This window comes from Morganella morganii (assembly GCF_041099235.1).
Lineage (GTDB): Bacteria > Pseudomonadota > Gammaproteobacteria > Enterobacterales > Enterobacteriaceae > Morganella > Morganella morganii_E.
The window spans coordinates 190,357-210,447 of the sequence record NZ_JBFZSO010000006.1 but is presented as its reverse complement, the minus strand read 5'-3'; the positions used below and the strand labels follow the sequence as shown (position 1 = coordinate 210,447).

Here is a 20,091-nt window from a genome sequence, read left to right as displayed (position 1 = left end):
ACTTTGGATCTGTTAACTGACATTACCGGCCGGTATAAAGCACAAGGCATTTACTTCACACCGTTCAGTAATGCGTCCCAGTTTACCCGGAAGCGCCTCCGGTAATGGCTGTAATAATCCTGCTATCATCATTGTATTAGCGCCGACAAACCGCACTGTTCAATAAATTCAGTCACACTTTCTGACAGATAATTCCGCCGGTTCTGTTAAAACAGTTCCCCGGGGATGGTACCCTTTGTCTGTGATCTGCGTATTTTGCCGGTGACAATTTGCCGTGATAACGCTCCGCCGTTAAACGGAAACCCGGATCACACAAAAAAACAAAAACTTCTCAGTACACTCTATTTATGGAATAGTACGCCGGTCGGGTGAAATAATTACCGGTACCCGCCCGCTGTATATGCAGGGACATGTTATGACACGCAAATGTATGATAATAAGCGGATTGCTGGGACTGAGTACGATACTCAGCGGCTGCTCAAGCATTATGACCCGGACCGGCCCGACGGAGGGCTACTATCCCGGGACCAAAAACAGTATCGCTATGTTGCAGGATGACGAAACCGGCTGGGTAATGAAGCCGATTGTCGCCATTGACCTGCCTTTCTCCGCTGTCCTCGATACCCTTCTGGCCCCGGTTGATTATGCCACCGACGGCAAAGACAACAGTAAGTCATCCCCTGCGGAACGGGTAAAACGCCTGGAAGCAGCGGAAACCGCGCACAATTCCCCGCCACCCGCACCGCAGGAATAATCAGCCACTGTTACAGCCCGGTGTCTGCCACCCAGATTTGCTGCCAGCCGTTTGTGCGGCGCAGGAATGCCACCCGGCTGTTATCCGGTGAAAACACCACCGCATCCCCTGAAACCGGTTCTGCCGATGGTGCCGTCACCGCCCGGCACACTCCGGTTTCAGCACTGCACACCATGACCAATCCTTTGCGGACAAAAGCCAGATACCGCCCGGTGCTGTCCCAGCTGAATGCGGATTCAATACTGTCACTGCCGGAAGTGACCTGATGCGGTTCCCCGCCCTGCGGGGAAATTGTCCACAACTGAACAACTCCCTGGTCGTCCTGCATCAGAAACGCAATTTTGTCGCCCTGCGGTGAGCTGCGCAGCCAGAAACGCGGCTGTTTTGCCAACCCCGGATACCTGCGCTGATGAGTAAATGTCAGCCGCGTCTGAGTAACCCCCGCCGGCGGGGCAGGCATCGTGCTGTCAGTTCCCTCAGGCGGCAGATCACCGACAACGGCATAATCTTCAGGCCGCTCCGGCAGATCGAGACGGAAAATCTCCGGGATCACCTCACCGTTTTCTGACCGGGTATCCCCGATAAACGCAATCGCCCGCCGCTGACGGGAGCCGTCAGCCCGCAGATACCCCTGCTCACCAATCCAGTCCTCTTCGTATGCCCGGCTGATGTCATCACTGCCGGGCTGCGGTGCCGGAGTTGTCCGCGAGACCACACAGCAATAAAATTCCCCGTCATATTCACGCGGGTGATGTTTCCCGGTACATACCGGATGCAGCGGAACCGCCACCGCCACATTACGCAGATCCAGCGCCGGATCCCGCTCATGCAGCACATGGTCATTGTAGGTGAAACTCAACCACTCCCCGTCCGGACTGAACACATGCACATGTGTACCGCCGCGCAGAGCGCCGGGCTGATAAGGCGGCGTGATGCAGAAAGCATCAATATTGTGTGCAACACCCGGTTCATCATCACTGACCATCACCCCCTGACGGTGATGAAAATCATACTGCCACTGCGGATCCGGGTTCAGCGGCCCGCGGATAAAGGCATAGCGCACCGGTAATTCAGGGCTGACCGTCACCACCCCCACACAGGCCCCGGCAGTTCCCCGGTAAATTTCACGGATTTCTGTTGTATTCACATGAATTTTTTCTATCGTTTTACCGGTAAATGAAGCCCCCTGAGGGCGGACATCATAAACCAGCCATTGGCTATCCGGCGTCCATACATTAATATTAGTAAGCTGATGATGACGGGGTGTTGTTGTTATCTGATATTCATTCATTAGAGTGATACTCTCTTTTTATACCATCAGTTCGGATAACCTCAGGTAATCCGATTGGGTCAGACTAAAAAAACTCAGTCGAGACTTACGGCTGTGCTGACTATGCTAACCTTCCGATAAACCGGCAATGATAAGACTATGTTACTCAGTATCCTGTACATTATTGGTATTACCGCTGAAGCCATGACCGGAGCGCTGGCCGCCGGCCGCCGTAAAATGGATGTCTTCGGCGTGATTATTATCGCCTCCGCCACCGCTATCGGCGGCGGATCTGTCCGCGATATGCTGCTGGGCCATTACCCGCTGGGCTGGGTCAAACATCCTGAATATATTATTACGGTTGCCTGTGCTGCCGTTATTACTATCTGGGTTGCACCGATGATGAAGCATCTGCGCCGTCTTTTCCTGATCCTGGATGCTATCGGGCTGATGGTATTTTCCATTATCGGCGCTCAGATAGCACTCGATATGAACTACGGCCCGATCATTGCGGCCATTGCCGCCGTTATCACCGGTGTTTTTGGTGGTGTGCTGCGCGATATGCTGTGTAACACCATTCCGCTGGTTTTCCAGAAAGAATTATATGCCGGTATCTCCTTTGCCGCCGCCTGGCTCTATATGGGATTACTGTTTTACACGCCGCTGCCCCGCGATGCCGTCATCATTATTACCCTGGTGGCCGGTCTGACATCCCGGTTAATTGCCATCCGCTACCGCCTCGGGTTGCCGGTCTTTAATTACGAAAATCAGGATTAACGGCAGTAACCACTCACCCGGAACCGGACAATACCGGTTCCGGTGCTGTTTATCAGCCCTGCTTGTCTGTTTTTTCCTGTTGTACCGCACTGTCATGTAACTGACGGGGAAATGCATACATTTTTATTCCGCCGGTGCGGAAAAATGAAACATCCGTATTCATCTGCCCGGAAAAATAAGAAATTTTCAGCAGATAATCACCTGAACGCTGCATGTCGCTGCGCGTGTGTGTATACTATATGCGGGGATTTATTCCCCGAGGCTTTTTCAACCCCCAATCAGACAAGACATCAACAATGACCCAAGGTACGTTATATATTGTCTCTGCGCCGAGTGGTGCGGGAAAATCGAGTCTTATTCAGGCATTACTGAAAACACAGCCTTTATATGACACCCAGGTTTCTGTTTCGCACACCACCCGCGGTCTCCGCCCGGGCGAAGTGCACGGAGAGCATTATTTCTTCACCACTGAAGATGAATTCAAAAGCATGATCAGCCGTAATGAGTTTCTCGAGCATGCCTGTGTCTTCGGGAATTACTACGGTACCGCCCGTAAAACAGTGGAAGATATCCTGAACTCCGGTGTTGATGTATTTCTTGATATTGACTGGCAGGGAGCCCGCCAGATCCGCGAACAGATGCCGGCAGCCCGCAGTATCTTTATTCTGCCGCCATCCCGTGAAGAGTTGCTGCGCCGTCTGCGCGGCCGTGGTCAGGACACTGACGAGGTCATTGCCGGACGTATGGCACAGGCCGTCAGTGAAATGCAGCACTATGGCGAGTACGATTATCTGATTGTGAACGATGATTTTAATGTCGCGCTGACCGATTTACAGACGATTATCCGTGCGGAACGTCTGCGTTCAGGTCGCCAGGTTCAGCGACATGATGCTTTAATCGCCAAATTATTGGCACAGTGATACAACTTTCAGTATCATGCCGAGTCATTTATTTATCTGTGGAGTAGCACACCTATGGCACGCGTAACAGTCCAGGACGCAGTAGAAAAAATTGGTAACCGTTTTGACCTCGTATTAGTGGCAGCACGCCGTGCGCGTCAGTTACAGGCCGGCGGCAAAGAGCCTCTGGTTCCGGAAGAAAACGATAAAGTCACCGTGATCGCCCTGCGCGAAATCGAAGAAAATCTGATCAACGGCCAGATCCTTGACGCCCGTGAGCGCCAGGAACAACAGGAGCAGGAAGCTGCTGAAATGCAAGCGGTTTCTGCAATCGCCGAAGGACGTCGTTAAGTTAAGGTAGGTCTGCCTTGTACCTGTTTGAAAGCCTGAACCATATTGTTAAGGATTATCTGCCGAAAGAGCAGATTGATCTGTTAAAACAAGCCTATGTCGTTGCGCGGGATGCTCACGAAGGGCAGACCCGCTCCAGTGGCGAACCGTATATTACCCATCCGGTCGCTGTTGCCTGTATCCTGGCTGAGATGCGTCTCGACCTCGAAACACTGATGGCAGCACTGCTGCACGACGTTATTGAAGATACGCCTGCCACCTTTCAGGATATTGAACAACTGTTCGGCACCACCGTTGCCGGGCTGGTGGAAGGGGTATCGAAGTTAGATAAACTGAACTTCCGCGATAAAAAAGAAGCTCAGGCTGAAAACTTCCGCAAAATGGTCATGGCGATGGTGAAAGACATCCGTGTCATTCTCATCAAGCTGGCAGACCGCACGCACAACATGCGCACGCTCGGGTCTCTGCGTCCTGATAAGCGTCGCCGTATTGCGCGCGAAACCCTTGAAATCTACAGTCCTCTGGCTCACCGTCTCGGTATTCACCATATCAAAACGGAGCTTGAGGAGCTGGGATTCGAAGCCCTTTACCCGAACCGCTACCGCGTCATCAAAGAAGTGGTAAAAGCAGCGCGCGGCAACCGTAAAGAGATGATCCAGAAGATTTTATCTGAAATCGAAGGACGTCTGACGGAAGCCGGGATCAGCTGCAAAGTCAGCGGACGGGAAAAACATCTCTACTCCATCTACCGGAAAATGCACCTGAAAGAGCAGCGTTTTCACTCGATCATGGACATTTATGCATTCCGCGTGATTGTAAGCACTGTCGACACCTGTTACCGCGTATTAGGTCAGGTTCACGGCCTGTACAAACCGCGTCCCGGCCGCGTCAAAGATTATATCGCCATCCCGAAAGCCAACGGCTATCAGTCATTACACACCTCCCTTATCGGCCCTCACGGGGTGCCGGTGGAAGTGCAGATCCGGACCGAAGATATGGATCAGATGGCGGAAATGGGGGTGGCAGCACACTGGGCTTATAAAGAGCACGGTGAATCCGGCACCACCGCACAGGTGCGTGCCCACCGCTGGATGCAGAGCCTGATAGAACTTCAGCAAAGCACCGGTAACACCTTTGAATTTATTGAGAGCGTGAAATCCGATCTCTTCCCGGATGAGATTTATGTCTTCACGCCGGAAGGCCGGATTGTGGAACTGCCGACCGGCGCCACCCCGGTGGATTTCGCCTATGCCGTGCATACGGACATCGGCCACTCCTGTGTCGGTGCGCGCGTTGATCGCCAGCCGTACCCGCTCTCTCAGCAACTGACCAGCGGACAAACCGTTGAAATTATTACCGCACCGGGTGCCCGGCCAAATGCCGCATGGCTGAACTTTGTTGTCAGCTCAAAAGCCCGGGCGAAAATCCGTCAGTTACTGAAAAACCTTAAACGGGATGATTCCGTTAATTTGGGCCGTCGTCTGCTTAACCATGCACTCGGTAATGGCCGTAAGATCACGGATATTCCGCAGGAAAATATCAGCCGTGAGCTGGTACGGATGAAACTGGCCACTCTGGATGACCTGCTGGCGGAAATCGGTCTGGGGAATGCCATGAGCGTGGTGGTTGCCCGTAATCTGCTGAATGAACCGGAAAGCAATACTGAAGAGAGCACCACCCGCAAGCTGCCGATCAAAGGCGCGGACGGAGTGCTTATCACCTTCGCCAAATGCTGCCGTCCGGTACCGGGTGACCCGATTATCGCCCATATCAGTCCGGGTAAAGGGCTGGTTATCCACCATGAATCCTGCCGTAATATCCGCGGATATGAAAAAGAGCCGGAAAAATTCATGGCTGTTGAGTGGGATAATGATATCGACACGGATTTCATTGCTGAAATCAAAGTGGATATGTTTAACCACCAGGGCGCGCTGGCTAACCTGACCGCCGCAATTAATGATGCCAACTCCAGTATTCAGAGTATGAATACCGAAGAGAAAGATGGCCGCGTTTACTGCGCCTTTATCCGCCTGACCGCAAAAGACCGTATCCAGCTTGCGAATATTATGCGTAAGATCCGCATTATGCCGGATGTCCTGCGCGTCAGCCGCAACCGGAATTAATCACACGGTATGAATTCCCGACGTTATGAGCGCATCTGCCGGATGATGGCGATGCGCCAGCCCGACCTCACCCTGTGTCTTGAGGAAGTGCATAAACCGCACAATGTCTCCGCTGTGATCCGCAGCGCGGATGCGGTCGGTATCCATGATCTGCATGCGGTCTGGCCGGAAAAGATCAAAACCCTGGTCTCTTCCGCCGCCGGCAGCAACAGCTGGGTGAATGTGCATAACCACGACACACTCGCTGATGCCGTGACCCTGCTGAAATCTCAGGGTATGCAGATTCTTGCCACACATCTGTCTGACAGCGCGGTGGATTTCCGGGCTGTCGATTTTACCCGCCCGACCTGCATTATCATGGGCTCGGAGAAAACCGGCATATCTCAGGAAGCCATCCGGCTGGCGGATCAGCATATTATGATCCCGATGTCCGGCATGGTACAGTCACTGAATGTGTCTGTTGCCGCCGCTGTGATCCTCTATGAGGCACAGCGCCAGCGTGAAGCTGCCGGTCTCTATGAGCATCCCCGCTGCGCCCTGGCGCAGGATGAACAGCAGCGCCTGCTGTTTGAACGCGGTTATCCGGTGCTGGCCCAGGTCGCCCGTGAGAAAAAACTGCCCCGTCCGCAGATTGATGAACAGGGCCATATCATTGCGCCGGACAGCTGGTGGGCTGCCATGCAACAGAAGAAACCATCCGCCTGATACGAAACGGAGCAGAAAATGAAAGGTCAACTGCTTGATGCTATCCCACTCACGACTTTACACGGCGTCGGGGCCGGGCAGGCGGGCAAACTGGCCGGTATCGGTCTGCATACCCTTCAGGATCTGCTGTTCCATCTGCCGCTGCGTTATGAAGACCAGACCCGGCTTTATACCATCACCGATCTGTTACCGGGGATTTATGCCACCGTCAGCGGCGAAGTGCTGCGCACCGATGTGGTCTTTGGCCGCAAACGGATGATGACCTGCCAGATAAGCGACGGTACCGGCATCTTAACCCTGCGTTTCTTTAACTTTTCGGCGGCGATGAAAAATGCGCTGGCGGCCGGAAAACAGGTCACTGCCTACGGCGAAATCCGGCGCGGCAAAAACGGCCCGGAAATTTTCCACCCCGAATACAAAGTCCGTCAGAGTGATACGACTGTTGAATTGCAGGAAACACTCACGCCCATCTACCCGACCACCGAAGGTGTCCGCCAGGCCACACTCCGTAAACTACTCGATCAGGCGCTGGAACTGCTCAATACCTGCGCCATCAATGAATTACTGCCGCCGGAACTGACCCGCTCCATGATGAGTCTGCCGCAGGCGCTGAAAACGCTGCACCGGCCACCGGCGGATACACAGCTTGCCGAACTGGAAAGCGGGCAGCATCCGGCACTGAAACGGATTGTGCTGGAAGAACTGCTGGCGCATCACCTCAGCATGCTGGCGGTCAGAGCAGGGGCACAGCGTTATCACGCACTGCCGCTGTCACCGCAGGAAACACTGAAAAATCAGTTCCTGTCGCAACTCCCCTTCTCGCCGACCAATGCCCAGCAGCGCGTGGTAGCGGAAATAGAGCAGGATCTGGCAAAACCAGTGCCGATGATGCGCCTGATTCAGGGGGATGTCGGCTCAGGGAAAACGCTGGTCGCTGCACTGGCGGCACTCCGTGCTATCGCACACGGCAAACAGGTGGCGCTGATGGCACCGACAGAACTGCTGGCTGAACAACACGCCAATACGTTCCGCCAGTGGCTGGAGCCGCTGGGTATCAGCGTCGGCTGGGTTGCCGGGAAACAGAAAGGCAAGGCACGGCAGGCACAGGAAGACGCCATTGCTGCCGGTGATGTGGCGATGGTTATCGGCACACACGCTATTTTTCAGGAACATATCCGTTTTCATTCCCTGGCACTGGTCATTATTGATGAACAACACCGCTTTGGTGTCCACCAGCGGCTGGCGTTATGGGAAAAAGGCGAACAGCAGGGATTTCATCCGCATCAGCTGATCATGACCGCCACGCCGATCCCGCGCACTCTGGCAATGACAGCCTATGCCGATCTCGATACCTCGGTTATCGATGAGCTGCCGCCCGGCAGAACTCCGGTGACCACGGTGGCGATCCCGGACAGTCGCCGCCATGAGATTATTGAGCGGGTACGCAGTGCCTGTCAGGATGAAAAACGCCAGGCTTACTGGGTCTGCACACTGATCGATGAGTCTGATCTGCTGGAAGCCCAGGCGGCTCAGGTCACCTTTGATGAACTGTCTGCCACACTGCCGGATCTGCGGGTCGGGATGGTTCACGGCCGCATGAAACCGGCAGAAAAACAGACGGTGATGGCGCAGTTTAAGGCCGGTGAGCTGGATCTGCTGGTTGCCACCACAGTGATTGAAGTCGGGGTGGATGTACCGAATGCCAGCCTGATGATTATAGAAAACCCGGAACGGCTCGGGCTGGCACAGCTGCATCAGCTGCGTGGCCGGGTCGGACGCGGCTCTGCAGTCTCCCACTGTGTGCTGCTGTATAAAACCCCGCTGACACAGACGGCAAAACTACGTCTTCAGGTACTGCGGGACAGCAATGACGGCTTTGTTATCGCACAGAAAGACCTGGAAATCCGCGGGCCGGGCGAACTGCTCGGCACACGCCAGACCGGCAATGCAGAATTTAAAGTCGCGGATTTACTGCGCGATCAGGGCATGCTGCCGGAAGTGCAGCGCGTGGCACGGCATCTGCACCAGAACTATCCGGAACAGTCGAAAGCGCTGATCGAACGCTGGCTGCCGGAACGCACACAATACACTAACGTATAACGAAAAAAGCCACCCGGAAGAGTGGCTTGCCTGCTTTAAGAACTGTTCTGTTACCCGCCCGCAGCCGGGAAGATAGGTAACGCCAGGAAGAACGGAATAACCAGTGCGTTAATCAGATCGAGGAAGAACGCCCCTACCATCGGCACCACCAGGAAGGCCACATGGGAAGGACCGAAGCGATCAGTTACCGCCTGCATGTTGGCAATCGCAGTTGGTGTCGCGCCCATCCCGAAACCGCAGTGACCGGCAGCCAGTACCGCCGCATCATAGTTTTTCCCCATCACCCGGTAAGTGACGAAGACAGCATACAGCGCCATCACCACGGTCTGCACCGCCAGAATCACCAGCATCGGTACCGCCAGAGAGGCAATTTCCCACAGTTTCAGGCTCATCAGTGCCATCGCCAGGAACAGTGACAGACTGACGTTACCCAGTACCGACACCGCCCGCTCAAACACACGGTAAAAGCCCATCAGTGACAGACTGTTGCTCAGGATAACCCCGATAAACAGAACACACACGAATGCCGGGATCTGGAACTTCCACTGCATCGACGTGAAGAAATCCGTCAGAACACCATACAGATACGTCCCCGCCAGCAAACAGATAGCAATCAGCGCGATTGTTTCAAGCAGAACCATTGAAGTGATCATGCGCCCGGCCTGCGGTTTTTCAAACGCGGTCGGTGCTTCATCATCCTGTAATTTCACATCGCTCATGGCTGTCTTTTTGATCAGGAAACGGGCCACCGGACCACCAATCAGGCCGCCGAGCACCAGACCAAAGGTTGCACAGGCAATCGCGATTTCTGTTGCAGAGGTGAAACCATAGCTGTCGCTGAAAATTTTACCCCATGCCGCCCCGGTACCGTGACCACCGGAAAGTGTGATAGAACCGGCCAGCAGACCAATCAGCGGGTCAAGCCCCATCATTTTCGCCAGGGAAATACCGACACTGTTCTGCACAATCAGTAAGCCCACAACGGCAATCACAAAGATAAATAATGTTTTACCGCCCGCCTTCAGGCTGGCTAAGTTGGCATTTAAGCCGATAGTGGCGAAGAAAGCCAGCATCAGCGGGTCTTTCAGTGAATCATCAAATTTCACTTCCAGATCCATACCGGATTTGAGCCCCAATAATACAATCGCGACCAGAAGACCACCGGCCACAGGTTCAGGGATAGTATACTTTTCGAGGAATGGTACAGTTTTTACGAGTTTACGTCCCAGTAATAGGACGAGTGTGGCCGCAACCAGCGTGCCGTAAACGTCGAGTTGATACATTCACGTACCCCTTTTATTGTTGGTATTTGTTACATCAGTATCGCGTTAATAACGTCCCTATTACGCAAAAGAAAAAAGCAGGTATCCGGATTAAAGAAAAAAAAGCGGATAAAGACAAGTTAAAATAAATAAAACTGTGATTATATTCCGCTATAAAAAATAACATACCATCCGCGCAAACGATTGCTTTTGTGCCGCAGATCATTAAAATACGGAAATTGCTTATCCCGGACCTGTTGACATGAATTCTGCAATTTCAGATAAAACCAGTGTAAATTCTGCCATTAGTACAAATAGTGAACTCATCTATCGCCTGGAAGATCGTCCGCCGCTGCCGCAGACGCTGTTTGCCGCCTGCCAGCATCTGCTGGCCATGTTTGTGGCGGTGATTACGCCGGGACTGCTTATCGCCCAGGCGCTCGGGCTCTCCGCTCATGATACCCAGCGGATCATCAGTATGTCCCTGTTCGCATCCGGACTGGCCTCACTGCTGCAAATCCGCACCTGGGGGCCGGTCGGTTCCGGTCTGCTCTCCATTCAGGGAACCAGTTTTAACTTTGTTGCCCCGCTGATTATGGGCGGTATGGCACTGAAAAATAACGGTGTGGATACCGAAGGGATGATGGCGGCACTGTTCGGCACGCTGATGCTGGCGGCGATGACAGAGGTGATCCTCTCCCGCTTCCTGCATCTGGCGCGCCGCATTATCACACCGCTGGTGTCCGGTGTGGTGGTGATGATTATCGGCCTGTCACTGATTCAGGTCGGGCTGACCTCCATCGGCGGCGGTTATGGCGCAATGGCGGATAACACCTTCGGCTCAGCCAATAACCTGATCCTCGCCGGTATTGTGCTGGCGGTGATTGTGCTGCTGAACCGCCAGAAAAACCCGTATCTGCGCGTCGCTTCACTGGTACTGGCGATGACAGCAGGCTATCTGGCCGCCTGGTGGATGGGCATGCTGCCGGATAACCATGCGGAAATCCCGGAGGAAGTGGTCGTGATCCCGGCGCCGCTCTATTACGGCTTATCCATTGACTGGAACCTGCTGCTGCCGCTGATCCTGATCTTTATGGTGACCTCGCTGGAAACCATTGGTGATATTACCGCCACGTCCGATGTCTCCGAACAACCGGTGTCCGGTCCGCTCTATATGAAGCGCCTGAAAGGCGGTGTACTGGCAAACGGCCTTAATTCTGCCCTGTCTGCGGTCTTTAACACCTTCCCGAACTCCTGTTTCGGGCAGAACAACGGCGTGATCCAGCTGACCGGTGTTGCCAGCCGTTATGTCGGTTATGTGGTGGCGCTGATGCTGATCGTACTGGGACTGTTCCCGGCTGTCGCCGGCTTTGTGCAGCATATTCCGGAGCCGGTACTCGGCGGCGCAACCATTGTTATGTTCGGGACGATTGCGGCATCCGGTGTGCGCATTGTTTCCCGCGAAACCCTGAACCGCCGCGCGATTATGATTATCGCGCTGTCGCTGGCTGTCGGCATGGGTGTTTCCCAGCAGCCGCTGATCCTGCAGTTCGCACCGGACTGGCTGAAAACCCTGCTTTCCTCAGGAATTGCGGCGGGCGGTCTGACCGCGATTGCCCTGAACCTGATTTTCCCGCCGGAGAAATAATCATCTGTTTAACCACGTGACCGGAAACGGTCACGTGGGCTGCTCAGTGCGGAAAAACCGCGATAATCCTTGTCACCACAAAGAGCCTCACGCTAGTATGCCCTCAGGATTATCTCTCGGGGAGCGCATTATGAAATGGTTGGGACGGGCTGTTTTCTGGCTGATAACACTGGTCATTATTCTTATTGTTGCCACGGCCCTTGTGGTGCAGACATCATGGGGCACAAAACAGGTTTCAGCCCTTATCAGTGACAATACACGCTACAAAGTCTCGCTTTCCGCGATAAGTCACTCGCTCTCCTCTCCTTCACTTATTTCGCTCAGTGATGTCAGCATCAGCACGGTTTCCGGTGATTTTGCCCTGGAAGCGGCCAATGTTGAGCTGACCCTGGACTGGCGCAGTTTTTCTGAACCCGGCTGGTTTGCCCGTATCATTGTGCAGAAAGGGGATATCGAAATTTCTGATGCTGCTGACAGCAGCACCCTGCCGGTCAGTGCCGGGTTATTACAACTCAATCAGACCGCACTCCGCCGCACCGACGGCAACCGGGTAATTGATGCGGAAGGTGTTACCGGCGGGATCACGCCGTGGCAGCCGCAGGGCAGTGATCTGACCGGTAACGGTAAATACCAGTTTTCCGCCAACAGCCTGAACTACTACGGCCTGCCGCTGAAAAATATCCTGACACAGGGTGAAGTCAGCGGAAAACAATTCACGTTTGATAACCTGACCGCCACACTGGAAAACGGCCTGATCACCGCCACCGGACGCCACAGCGCCGAAGGTCAGTGGCAACTGGATAACCTGCTGCTTAATGATATCCGCTGGCAGACACCGCAATCACTGACACAACTGGCAGACAGCACAGAGAATCTGCCGGATATTCAGGCCAAAAATATCACCGCCACCAATATCAAGCTCGAAGGTCATCAGTGGGCGGTTAACTATCTGGAAGGCACAGTCAAAAATCTGGCCTTTAAACAGGGACGCTGGCAGACAGACAACGGACAGGCAGATATCGCCGCAGCAGATCTGACACTCAGCGGGCAGCATTTTTCTGACATTATCAGCACCCTGGAACTGCGCGGCGATCAAATTGCTGTCAACCGCCTGACCGGTCGCTATGACAAGAGTATTCTGCGCTTTACCGGGGAGTGGAACCGCGCTACCCGGGCACTGGATATCACCAGCGGTGTCGCCGACAACCTGCTGTACAGTTTGCCGGAACAGTGGTTTGCCGCATTACAGGAAACCGCCCCGCAGGGAATTGATACTATCCGCTTACAGGATATTAAAGTCTCCAACGCCCTGCTGATTGATACACAGCCGGTTTTCCCGTTCCAGCTCACCAATGTGAACGGCTACATCAAAACCATGCAGATCCTGAAATCCGGTCAGTGGGGTTTATGGGACGGCGAACTTTCTGTCAGTGCCGGCAATGCCACCTTTAACCGGGTTGAACTGCACCGCCCGTATCTGACACTGACTGCCGGGGCTGACAGCGCGGCAACCACACAGTTTGCCGCCTCTGCCGGGGAAGGGTTACTGAAGATGCAGTTTCAGGCGACACCATCCGGTACCGCACCTTTCAGTTTCACACTGCAGGCAACCGGGGCAGACAGCCAGATCCTGTCACAATGGGGCTGGCAGCCTGCTCCGCTGACCGGCAGCGCCAATTACACGCTGCGTCTGAACGGACAACTGCGGGCAGAGGATATCCGCAGCACACTGAGCGGCATGCTCTCCGGACAGGACAAACAGGGGAATCAGATAAACCGGGCTATCACACAGGGACAGATGAGCAACACCCCGGTATCCCCAGAGCCGGTGCCTTCTGCCCCGCCTGAGCAGCGGGTGATCCCGGATAACAGCGAAACCGGGGAAATTCTGTAGCATCTGCTGATGCAAAAACAGCGCCTCAGGGCGCTGTGGTGTGATCTTCTGAAACCGGGGAGCTCTGATAACGGGCAAAAGAAATGTATCTTACCCGTTACTCCGCGCCGTGCTTCTGGCCGGGCAGCACCATATAGGTGCCGGTAAAAACAGCGCCGACTTCATCCCCCTGCCCGACAGTCACTTCCAGCTTAATCCGCGCTTTACTGCCGCGCGCCAGACGATCCAGATCACCGCTGAGTTTATCACGGGAAGCAATGGCTTCCGGTCTGCCGGCCACTGCCTTGCGGTAGCGGATATTGGCATCCACCAGCACAATATCGCCGTCCAGGGAATTTTCCTGTAACAGCAGCCAGATAAGCCCCCAGCCGGTCAGTGTCGCCATTGAGAACTGGCTGCCGGCAAAAATGGTCTGATGCAGGTTCTGGTTCGGGCCTTCCGGCATGGTGGTCATAAATTCCTGACCGGTATACTGCGTAATGCGGATCCCCATTTTTTCACTCAGGGGAATGGTTTCATACCATGCTTTCTGTAATTCAGCACACCAGTCGGGACGATGCAGAATTGCATCGAGGGTTTCAACGGATTTAATCATAAAAAAATGACGAACAGGCGTCGTTTGCGGGCCTGTAATCGGTCCTCTGTTTTCAAAACCTGATTTTTCAAAAAATGCGACCGCTTCCTCACGGGCACTGCAGACAATCCGCTTAACACCTTCCTGACGTGCCACGGACTCCAGTGCGCGTGCAATCAGTGTGCCCAGTCCGCGTCCCTGCATCTGCGGATCAACTGCCAGAAAGCGGATCGCGCCTTCATTTTCTGCATTGATATACAAGCGGCCGACAGCCACAGGCTGCCCGGTTTCATCCACCACCATCTGATGATGTGCATAGGTATCATAACCGTCCTTTTCCGACCCCTGCGGCTGATTCAGCGGCTTGCGCAGCATCGCCCAGCGGAAATGAAAATAGCTTTCCAGCTCCTGATCGGTTTTTGGTACACGTAAATGATACATCGCACTTTCTCCTGTCAGTGGTAACCGGTGACCGGCCTGAGACTGTTGTATCATACCTGCAGCCAGAAAGTGACCGGACCATCGTTTGTCAGACTGACCTGCATGTCAGCTGCAAACCGGCCTGTTTCCGTCACCATTCCTGCTGCACGGCACTGCGCTACAAAGTGCTCATATAAGGCATTGGCTTTTTCCGGTGCCGCGCCGTTTGAAAATCCCGGACGCATTCCTTTTTGTGTTTCTGCTGCTAAGGTGAACTGTGACACCACCAGCAGCTGACCGCCGGACTGCGCCACATTCAGGTTCATTTTTCCGTCCGCATCACTGAAAGTGCGGTAACCCATCACTTTCTCACTCAGGCGTTTTGATTTTTGTTCGTCGTCATCCCGCTCAACACCCAGAAGAACCAGCAATCCGGGACCGATTTCACCGGCAATTTCCCCGGCGATCCGGACATCCGCGCGGGTCACACGCTGTATTAATGCAATCATGTCATATCCGTTTAAAAAACAATCACACCTGAATTACTCAGTCACTTCTGCTGAAAAATCATACTCTGCAAAATAACGGGAGACTGTGTCACGATCAGTGACAAACACGCCTTTGATACCGAGTGCCGTTGCCGCATCCACGTTTTCGCGGACATCATCAAAGAACACGGCATCCTGTGGCTCAAATTCTTCGGTTTCAAGCACATACTGATAGATATCCGGATCCGGCTTGCGCAGTCCCAGATCCTGGGAAAGATACAGGAAATCCGCGGAAGCGGCGATTTCCGGGTAATGCTGCGGCCAGTAATCCTGATGCAGGCGGTTGGTGTTAGAGAGCACCACCACGCGGTGACCCTGCTCACGCAGCCTGTTCATGATATCAATCACATCAGGGCGGACAGAGATAAAGATAGCCTGCCAGCCTTCGGCAAACTCATCGAAACTCAGCGACATATCCAGCTGGTCATTAATAGCTTCGGCAAATTCAACATCGGAAATTTTGCCGCATTCATGCTGTTTAAAGGTTTCACCGTGAATAAAATCACTGCTCAGTTCGGACAGCGGCTTGCCGCTCAGATTGCTCCAGACTGATAAAACACGTTTAAAATCAATATCAATAATGACATTACCCATGTCAAAAATATAAAGCATACCATCCCTCCGGGTTGATGAATTATTTTTACTCTACCCGCAGACTCCCTTCCTGAACAGAGTGAAAACCATTTTCGGTGAGAAAAAATATCCGGGACTGCGATCCCGCCCGTATTTCAGTACGGTTATCAGCCTGTGACCGGTATGTGATCAGGACACACAAAAAGCTCAGGGCGCCCGGAGGCGCCCTGAGTGGCATGAATCAAAACAACCGGCAGAGATTAATCTTTGCTGCGGTATGCGCGTTTGCGGTCGTTTTCAGTCAGGTGGCGTTTACGCAGACGGATAGACTTCGGCGTTACTTCCACTAATTCGTCATCATCGATAAATTCTAACGCCTGTTCCAGGGTTTTCTCGATAAACGGAGTCAGTGTGGTCGCTTCATCAGTACCGGATGCACGCATGTTGGTCAGTTTCTTACCGGTCAGGCAGTTAACTGTCAGGTCGTTTGAACGTGAGTGAATACCGATCAGCTGGCCTTCATACACTTCAGTACCGTGACCGACAAACAGCTTACCGCGATCCTGCAGGCTGTACAGTGCGTAAGCAACTGCTTTACCCTGACCGTTGGAAATCATCACACCGTTCTGACGACGGCCGATTTCACCCTGTTTAACATCATCATAGTGACTGAATGTGGCATACAGTAAACCGGTACCGGAAGTCATAGTCATGAATTCAGTACGGAAACCGATCAGACCACGGCTCGGGATGCTGTAATCCAGACGTACGCGGCCTTTGCCATCCGGCATCATGTCACGCAGTTCGCCTTTACGCTCACCCAGTGCCATCATCACATCACCCTGGTGCTGCTCTTCGATATCCAGAGTCACCTGCTCGAACGGCTCCTGTTTTCGGCCGTCGATGTCGCGGAAGATAACGCGCGGACGGGATACCGCCAGCTCAAAACCTTCACGGCGCATGTTTTCGATCAGAACAGATAAGTGCAGTTCACCACGGCCTGACACACGGAATGCGTCCGGGTCTTCAGTTTCTTCAACGCGCAGTGCCACGTTGTGAACCAGCTCTTTCTTCAGACGGTCAAGGATCTGACGGGAAGTCACATATTTCCCTTCTTTACCGCAGAATGGTGAGGTGTTAACGCAGAAATACATGCTGACGGTTGGTTCATCAACGGCCAGTGGTTTTAATGCTTCAACACAGTTGGTGTCACAGATAGTATCTGAGATATTCAGTTCACCCAGACCAGTCAGCGCGATGATATCACCGGCTTCAGCAACTTCCGCTTCGATACGATCCAGACCTAAATGTCCGAGAACCTTACCGATTTTACCGTTGCGGGTTTTACCTTCCGCATCAATAACAGTAACCTGCTGGTTTGGTTTGACTTTACCGCGCTTGATGCGGCCAATCCCGATAACACCTAAATAGTTGTTGTAATCGAGCTGGGAGATCTGCATCTGGAACGGGCCGTCGAGGTCAACCTGAGGCGGCTCAACATATTTTACGATCGCTTCATACAGCGGGGTCATGTCATCCGCCATATCGTTATAATCGGTACCCGCAATACCATTCAGCGCAGATGCGTAAATGATCGGGAAGTCGAGCTGCTCGTCAGTTGCGCCGAGGTTGTCAAACAGGTCAAATACCTGGTCGATAACCCAGTCAGGACGCGCGCCCGGGCGGTCAATTTTGTTGATAACGACGATTGGTTTCAGACCGTTTGCAAACGCTTTCTGCGTTACAAAGCGGGTCTGCGGCATAGGACCGTCCATCGCATCTACCAGCAGCAGTACGCTGTCAACCATGGACATCACACGTTCTACTTCACCACCGAAATCGGCGTGCCCCGGGGTGTCAACGATGTTGATGTGATAGTCGTTCCACGTAATCGCGGTATTTTTTGCCAGAATAGTAATGCCGCGCTCTCTTTCCAGATCGCCGGAGTCCATTACACGCTCTTCCGGTTTTGAACGCTCATCAAACGTACCGGACTGCTGTAATAATTTATCGACCAGCGTGGTCTTGCCATGGTCAACGTGAGCGATGATGGCAATATTTCTTAATTTCTCGATAGACAAAGACTTGTACCGTTTTCGTTAATGGATGGGAATTACGTCACAGATAGCATTCTTTTCAACAACGCCCATCTATGGTGTAGATGTTTGGTGGTATTTTACACGTTCTCTGAGGCAAGTGAAAGAAGTGTGATACATCTCACTTAAAAAATAAATGATTATAAAACATAGAGATAAAATTCATCCTGCCATTTTTTTACAAAATCAGCGGCGCATACCACGCTCAGCGACGAATTCAGAGGGGCATATCATAAACCTATTCAGGATAAAAGAGATACTTTTTTTGCGTTTGTGGCCGGGAAACAGTGCACTGATTTCATTGCACCATAACAGTGCATCCCGGATCCGCAAGTCGAATCAGAAATGCACCAATATGGTGCAATTTACCCCGTTTCCGTTATCCTTATCTGAGTAACCCGCCGCTGTAACGCGGTTTACCCCCTTTTAAAAAAGTTGGCACGCTTTTCGCTTTATGTTTATCAAGCAATGTGAGAACCGCAATCAGTGTCCCTCCGGGTGACCACCAGAGGATTGACGGAACATCCCAAACCAGGAGATCTGAATATGTCTGTTGAACATGTATTGACCATGATGGAAGAGTACAACGTTAAATTCGTGGACTTACGCTTTACCGATACCAAAGGCAAGGAACAGCATGTATCGATCCCTGCTCATCAGGTAGATGAAGATTTCTTCGAAGACGGAAAAATGTTTGACGGTTCCTCAATGGCCGGCTGGAAAGGCATCAACGAATCTGACATGGTACTGATGCCGATTGCGGAATCCGCCCTGATCGACCCGTTCTTTGAAGTCCCGACACTGGTTCTGCGCTGTGATGTGTTAGAGCCGAACACCATGCAGGGTTATGACCGTGACCCGCGTTCTATCGCCAAACGTGCCGAAGATTTCCTGCGCACCAGCGGTATTGCGGATACCGTCCTGTTCGGGCCTGAACCTGAGTTTTTCCTGTTTGATGACATCCGTTTCGGTGCCGATATCTCCGGTGCTTACTATCATATCAACGATATTGAAGCTGCCTGGAACACCGGTACTGTCTATCCGGAAGGCAACAAAGGCCACCGTCCGCGCGTGAAAGGCGGTTACTTCCCGCTGCCGCCGGTCGATTCCTCACAGGATCTGCGTTCTGAAATGTGTCTGGTCATGGAAGAGATGGGTCTGGTCGTTGAAGCGCATCACCACGAAGTCGGTACTGCCGGCCAGAACGAAATCGCCACCCGTTTCAATACCATGACGCTGAAAGCGGACGAAACCCAGATGTACAAATATGTGGTGCAGAATGTGGCGCACCGCTACGGCAAAACCGCGACCTTTATGCCAAAACCGCTGGTCGGCGATAACGGCTCCGGTATGCACTGCCATATGTCCCTGTCAAAAGACGGCGTTAACCTGTTCTCCGGGGATAAATATGCCGGTCTGTCAGAAATGGCGCTCTATTACATCGGCGGGATCATCAAACACGCCCGTGCCCTGAATGCCTTTACCAACCCGACCACCAACTCTTACAAACGTCTGGTGCCGGGCTATGAAGCACCGGTCATGCTGGCTTACTCCGCACGTAACCGTTCGGCCTCAATCCGTATTCCGATTGTGTCCAGCGCGAAAGCCCGCCGTATTGAAGTCCGCTTCCCGGACCCGGCAGCTAACCCGTATCTGGCCTTTGCCGCTCAGCTGATGGCCGGTCTGGACGGTATCATCAATAAAATTCATCCGGGCGATGCCATGGATAAAAACCTGTATGACCTGCCGCCGGAAGAAGCGAAAGAAATCCCGACTGTCGCACCGTCTCTGGGCGATGCACTGGATGCGCTGGCAGCGGATCATGAGTTCCTGGTACGCGGCGGTGTGTTTACCGAAGATGCGATTAACACCTATATCGACCTGCTGCGCGCCGATGTTCAGCGCCTGAATATGACTCCGCATCCGGTTGAATTTGATATGTATTACAGCGTGTGATTCTGATAGTGCCGCTGTTTGGCGGCACTCAGAGTGACAGGTTCCGGTTTATTTTGTTGCCGTGAAGCACTTGACCCGCCGTTGGGCGGGTCCTTTTCTCCTGCGGGGTAAATACGCTACAATGCACCAAATTGGTGCAAA

17 protein-coding genes are annotated in these 20,091 nt (G+C 53.1%); 10 read left to right on the top strand and 7 right to left on the bottom strand.

Going from position 1 to position 20,091, the window contains the following annotated elements:
• Positions 1-415: 415 nt before the first annotated feature.
• Positions 416-754, top strand: a complete 339-nt coding sequence (locus AB7038_RS12170; protein ID WP_072871423.1) for a YceK/YidQ family lipoprotein — start codon at positions 416-418, stop codon at positions 752-754.
• A gap of 10 nt (positions 755-764) precedes the next feature.
• On the opposite strand, the gene AB7038_RS12165 is transcribed toward AB7038_RS12170, so the two are convergent.
• On the bottom strand, positions 765-2,045 hold the full coding sequence (locus AB7038_RS12165) for a DUF3748 domain-containing protein (RefSeq protein ID WP_369453400.1): 1,281 nt from the start codon (positions 2,043-2,045) through the stop codon (positions 765-767).
• 138 nt (positions 2,046-2,183) lie between these two features.
• On the opposite strand from AB7038_RS12165, the gene AB7038_RS12160 reads away from it, so the two are divergent.
• Positions 2,184-2,801: a trimeric intracellular cation channel family protein gene (locus AB7038_RS12160; RefSeq protein ID WP_004236560.1), complete on the top strand. Its 618-nt coding sequence runs from the start codon at positions 2,184-2,186 to the stop codon at positions 2,799-2,801.
• A 52-nt stretch (positions 2,802-2,853) separates the two neighbouring features.
• On the opposite strand, the gene AB7038_RS12155 is transcribed toward AB7038_RS12160, so the two are convergent.
• Positions 2,854-3,015: a helicase DnaB gene (locus AB7038_RS12155; RefSeq protein ID WP_369453399.1), complete on the bottom strand. Its 162-nt coding sequence runs from the start codon at positions 3,013-3,015 to the stop codon at positions 2,854-2,856.
• Between the two features lie 82 nt (positions 3,016-3,097).
• On the opposite strand from AB7038_RS12155, the gene gmk reads away from it, so the two are divergent.
• The 5 genes from gmk to recG are packed head-to-tail and all read left to right on the top strand — an operon-like array spanning position 3,098 to position 8,979.
• Complete coding sequence (gmk, locus tag AB7038_RS12150) at positions 3,098-3,721, top strand: guanylate kinase (protein WP_072871429.1); 624 nt, start codon at positions 3,098-3,100, stop codon at positions 3,719-3,721.
• 54 nt (positions 3,722-3,775) lie between these two features.
• Positions 3,776-4,051 carry a DNA-directed RNA polymerase subunit omega gene (gene rpoZ, locus AB7038_RS12145; RefSeq protein WP_004236565.1) on the top strand — a complete coding sequence of 92 codons (276 nt, stop codon included), beginning with the start codon at positions 3,776-3,778 and terminating at the stop codon, positions 4,049-4,051.
• 17 nt (positions 4,052-4,068) lie between these two features.
• Positions 4,069-6,174 carry a bifunctional GTP diphosphokinase/guanosine-3',5'-bis pyrophosphate 3'-pyrophosphohydrolase gene (gene spoT, locus AB7038_RS12140; RefSeq protein ID WP_024473624.1) on the top strand — a complete coding sequence of 702 codons (2,106 nt, stop codon included), beginning with the start codon at positions 4,069-4,071 and terminating at the stop codon, positions 6,172-6,174.
• A gap of 9 nt (positions 6,175-6,183) precedes the next feature.
• Positions 6,184-6,879 carry a tRNA (guanosine(18)-2'-O)-methyltransferase TrmH gene (gene trmH, locus AB7038_RS12135; protein WP_368889501.1) on the top strand — a complete coding sequence of 232 codons (696 nt, stop codon included), beginning with the start codon at positions 6,184-6,186 and terminating at the stop codon, positions 6,877-6,879.
• An 18-nt stretch (positions 6,880-6,897) separates the two neighbouring features.
• A complete protein-coding gene (recG, locus tag AB7038_RS12130; protein ID WP_368889502.1) occupies positions 6,898-8,979 on the top strand; it encodes an ATP-dependent DNA helicase RecG in 2,082 nt (693 codons plus the stop codon).
• A gap of 50 nt (positions 8,980-9,029) precedes the next feature.
• On the opposite strand, the gene gltS is transcribed toward recG, so the two are convergent.
• Positions 9,030-10,262: a sodium/glutamate symporter gene (gltS, locus tag AB7038_RS12125; protein ID WP_004236569.1), complete on the bottom strand. Its 1,233-nt coding sequence runs from the start codon at positions 10,260-10,262 to the stop codon at positions 9,030-9,032.
• 241 nt (positions 10,263-10,503) lie between these two features.
• Between gltS and AB7038_RS12120 the strand changes: the two genes are divergently transcribed.
• Positions 10,504-11,889: a uracil-xanthine permease family protein gene (locus tag AB7038_RS12120; protein ID WP_369453398.1), complete on the top strand. Its 1,386-nt coding sequence runs from the start codon at positions 10,504-10,506 to the stop codon at positions 11,887-11,889.
• A 130-nt stretch (positions 11,890-12,019) separates the two neighbouring features.
• Positions 12,020-13,783, top strand: coding sequence for a hypothetical protein (locus AB7038_RS12115; protein ID WP_369453397.1), 1,764 nt, complete (start codon positions 12,020-12,022; stop codon positions 13,781-13,783).
• Positions 13,784-13,880: 97 nt separating this feature from the next.
• On the opposite strand, the gene fabY is transcribed toward AB7038_RS12115, so the two are convergent.
• From fabY to typA, 4 genes are all read right to left on the bottom strand, one after another.
• Positions 13,881-14,798 carry a fatty acid biosynthesis protein FabY gene (gene fabY / locus AB7038_RS12110; protein ID WP_072871440.1) on the bottom strand — a complete coding sequence of 306 codons (918 nt, stop codon included), beginning with the start codon at positions 14,796-14,798 and terminating at the stop codon, positions 13,881-13,883.
• 50 nt (positions 14,799-14,848) lie between these two features.
• Entirely contained in the window at positions 14,849-15,286 is a 438-nt protein-coding gene (dtd, locus tag AB7038_RS12105; protein WP_369453396.1) for a D-aminoacyl-tRNA deacylase, read from the bottom strand.
• Between the two features lie 33 nt (positions 15,287-15,319).
• The gene (gene yihX, locus AB7038_RS12100; protein ID WP_072871441.1) at positions 15,320-15,937 is read right to left on the bottom strand and encodes a glucose-1-phosphatase; all 618 of its coding nucleotides are present in this window, start codon (positions 15,935-15,937) and stop codon (positions 15,320-15,322) included.
• 221 nt (positions 15,938-16,158) lie between these two features.
• Complete coding sequence (gene typA / locus AB7038_RS12095) at positions 16,159-17,979, bottom strand: ribosome-dependent GTPase TypA (protein ID WP_368889505.1); 1,821 nt, start codon at positions 17,977-17,979, stop codon at positions 16,159-16,161.
• Between the two features lie 561 nt (positions 17,980-18,540).
• On the opposite strand from typA, the gene glnA reads away from it, so the two are divergent.
• Positions 18,541-19,950: a glutamate--ammonia ligase gene (glnA, locus tag AB7038_RS12090; protein ID WP_004236580.1), complete on the top strand. Its 1,410-nt coding sequence runs from the start codon at positions 18,541-18,543 to the stop codon at positions 19,948-19,950.
• The last annotated feature ends 141 nt before the right edge of the window (positions 19,951-20,091 follow it).

What these genes read in the sequence shown, in the direction of transcription:
- AB7038_RS12170 (WP_072871423.1), top strand. Translation starts at nt 416, where the DNA reads ATGACACGCAAATGTATGATAATAAGCGGATTGCTGGGACTGAGTACG.
- AB7038_RS12165 (WP_369453400.1), bottom strand. Translation starts at nt 2,045, where the DNA reads ATGAATGAATATCAGATAACAACAACACCCCGTCATCATCAGCTTACT.
- AB7038_RS12160 (WP_004236560.1), top strand. Translation starts at nt 2,184, where the DNA reads ATGTTACTCAGTATCCTGTACATTATTGGTATTACCGCTGAAGCCATG.
- AB7038_RS12155 (WP_369453399.1), bottom strand. Translation starts at nt 3,015, where the DNA reads ATGCAGCGTTCAGGTGATTATCTGCTGAAAATTTCTTATTTTTCCGGG.
- gmk (WP_072871429.1), top strand. Translation starts at nt 3,098, where the DNA reads ATGACCCAAGGTACGTTATATATTGTCTCTGCGCCGAGTGGTGCGGGA.
- rpoZ (WP_004236565.1), top strand. Translation starts at nt 3,776, where the DNA reads ATGGCACGCGTAACAGTCCAGGACGCAGTAGAAAAAATTGGTAACCGT.
- trmH (WP_368889501.1), top strand. Translation starts at nt 6,184, where the DNA reads ATGAATTCCCGACGTTATGAGCGCATCTGCCGGATGATGGCGATGCGC.
- recG (WP_368889502.1), top strand. Translation starts at nt 6,898, where the DNA reads ATGAAAGGTCAACTGCTTGATGCTATCCCACTCACGACTTTACACGGC.
- gltS (WP_004236569.1), bottom strand. Translation starts at nt 10,262, where the DNA reads ATGTATCAACTCGACGTTTACGGCACGCTGGTTGCGGCCACACTCGTC.
- AB7038_RS12120 (WP_369453398.1), top strand. Translation starts at nt 10,504, where the DNA reads ATGAATTCTGCAATTTCAGATAAAACCAGTGTAAATTCTGCCATTAGT.
- AB7038_RS12115 (WP_369453397.1), top strand. Translation starts at nt 12,020, where the DNA reads ATGAAATGGTTGGGACGGGCTGTTTTCTGGCTGATAACACTGGTCATT.
- fabY (WP_072871440.1), bottom strand. Translation starts at nt 14,798, where the DNA reads ATGTATCATTTACGTGTACCAAAAACCGATCAGGAGCTGGAAAGCTAT.
- dtd (WP_369453396.1), bottom strand. Translation starts at nt 15,286, where the DNA reads ATGATTGCATTAATACAGCGTGTGACCCGCGCGGATGTCCGGATCGCC.
- yihX (WP_072871441.1), bottom strand. Translation starts at nt 15,937, where the DNA reads ATGCTTTATATTTTTGACATGGGTAATGTCATTATTGATATTGATTTT.
- glnA (WP_004236580.1), top strand. Translation starts at nt 18,541, where the DNA reads ATGTCTGTTGAACATGTATTGACCATGATGGAAGAGTACAACGTTAAA.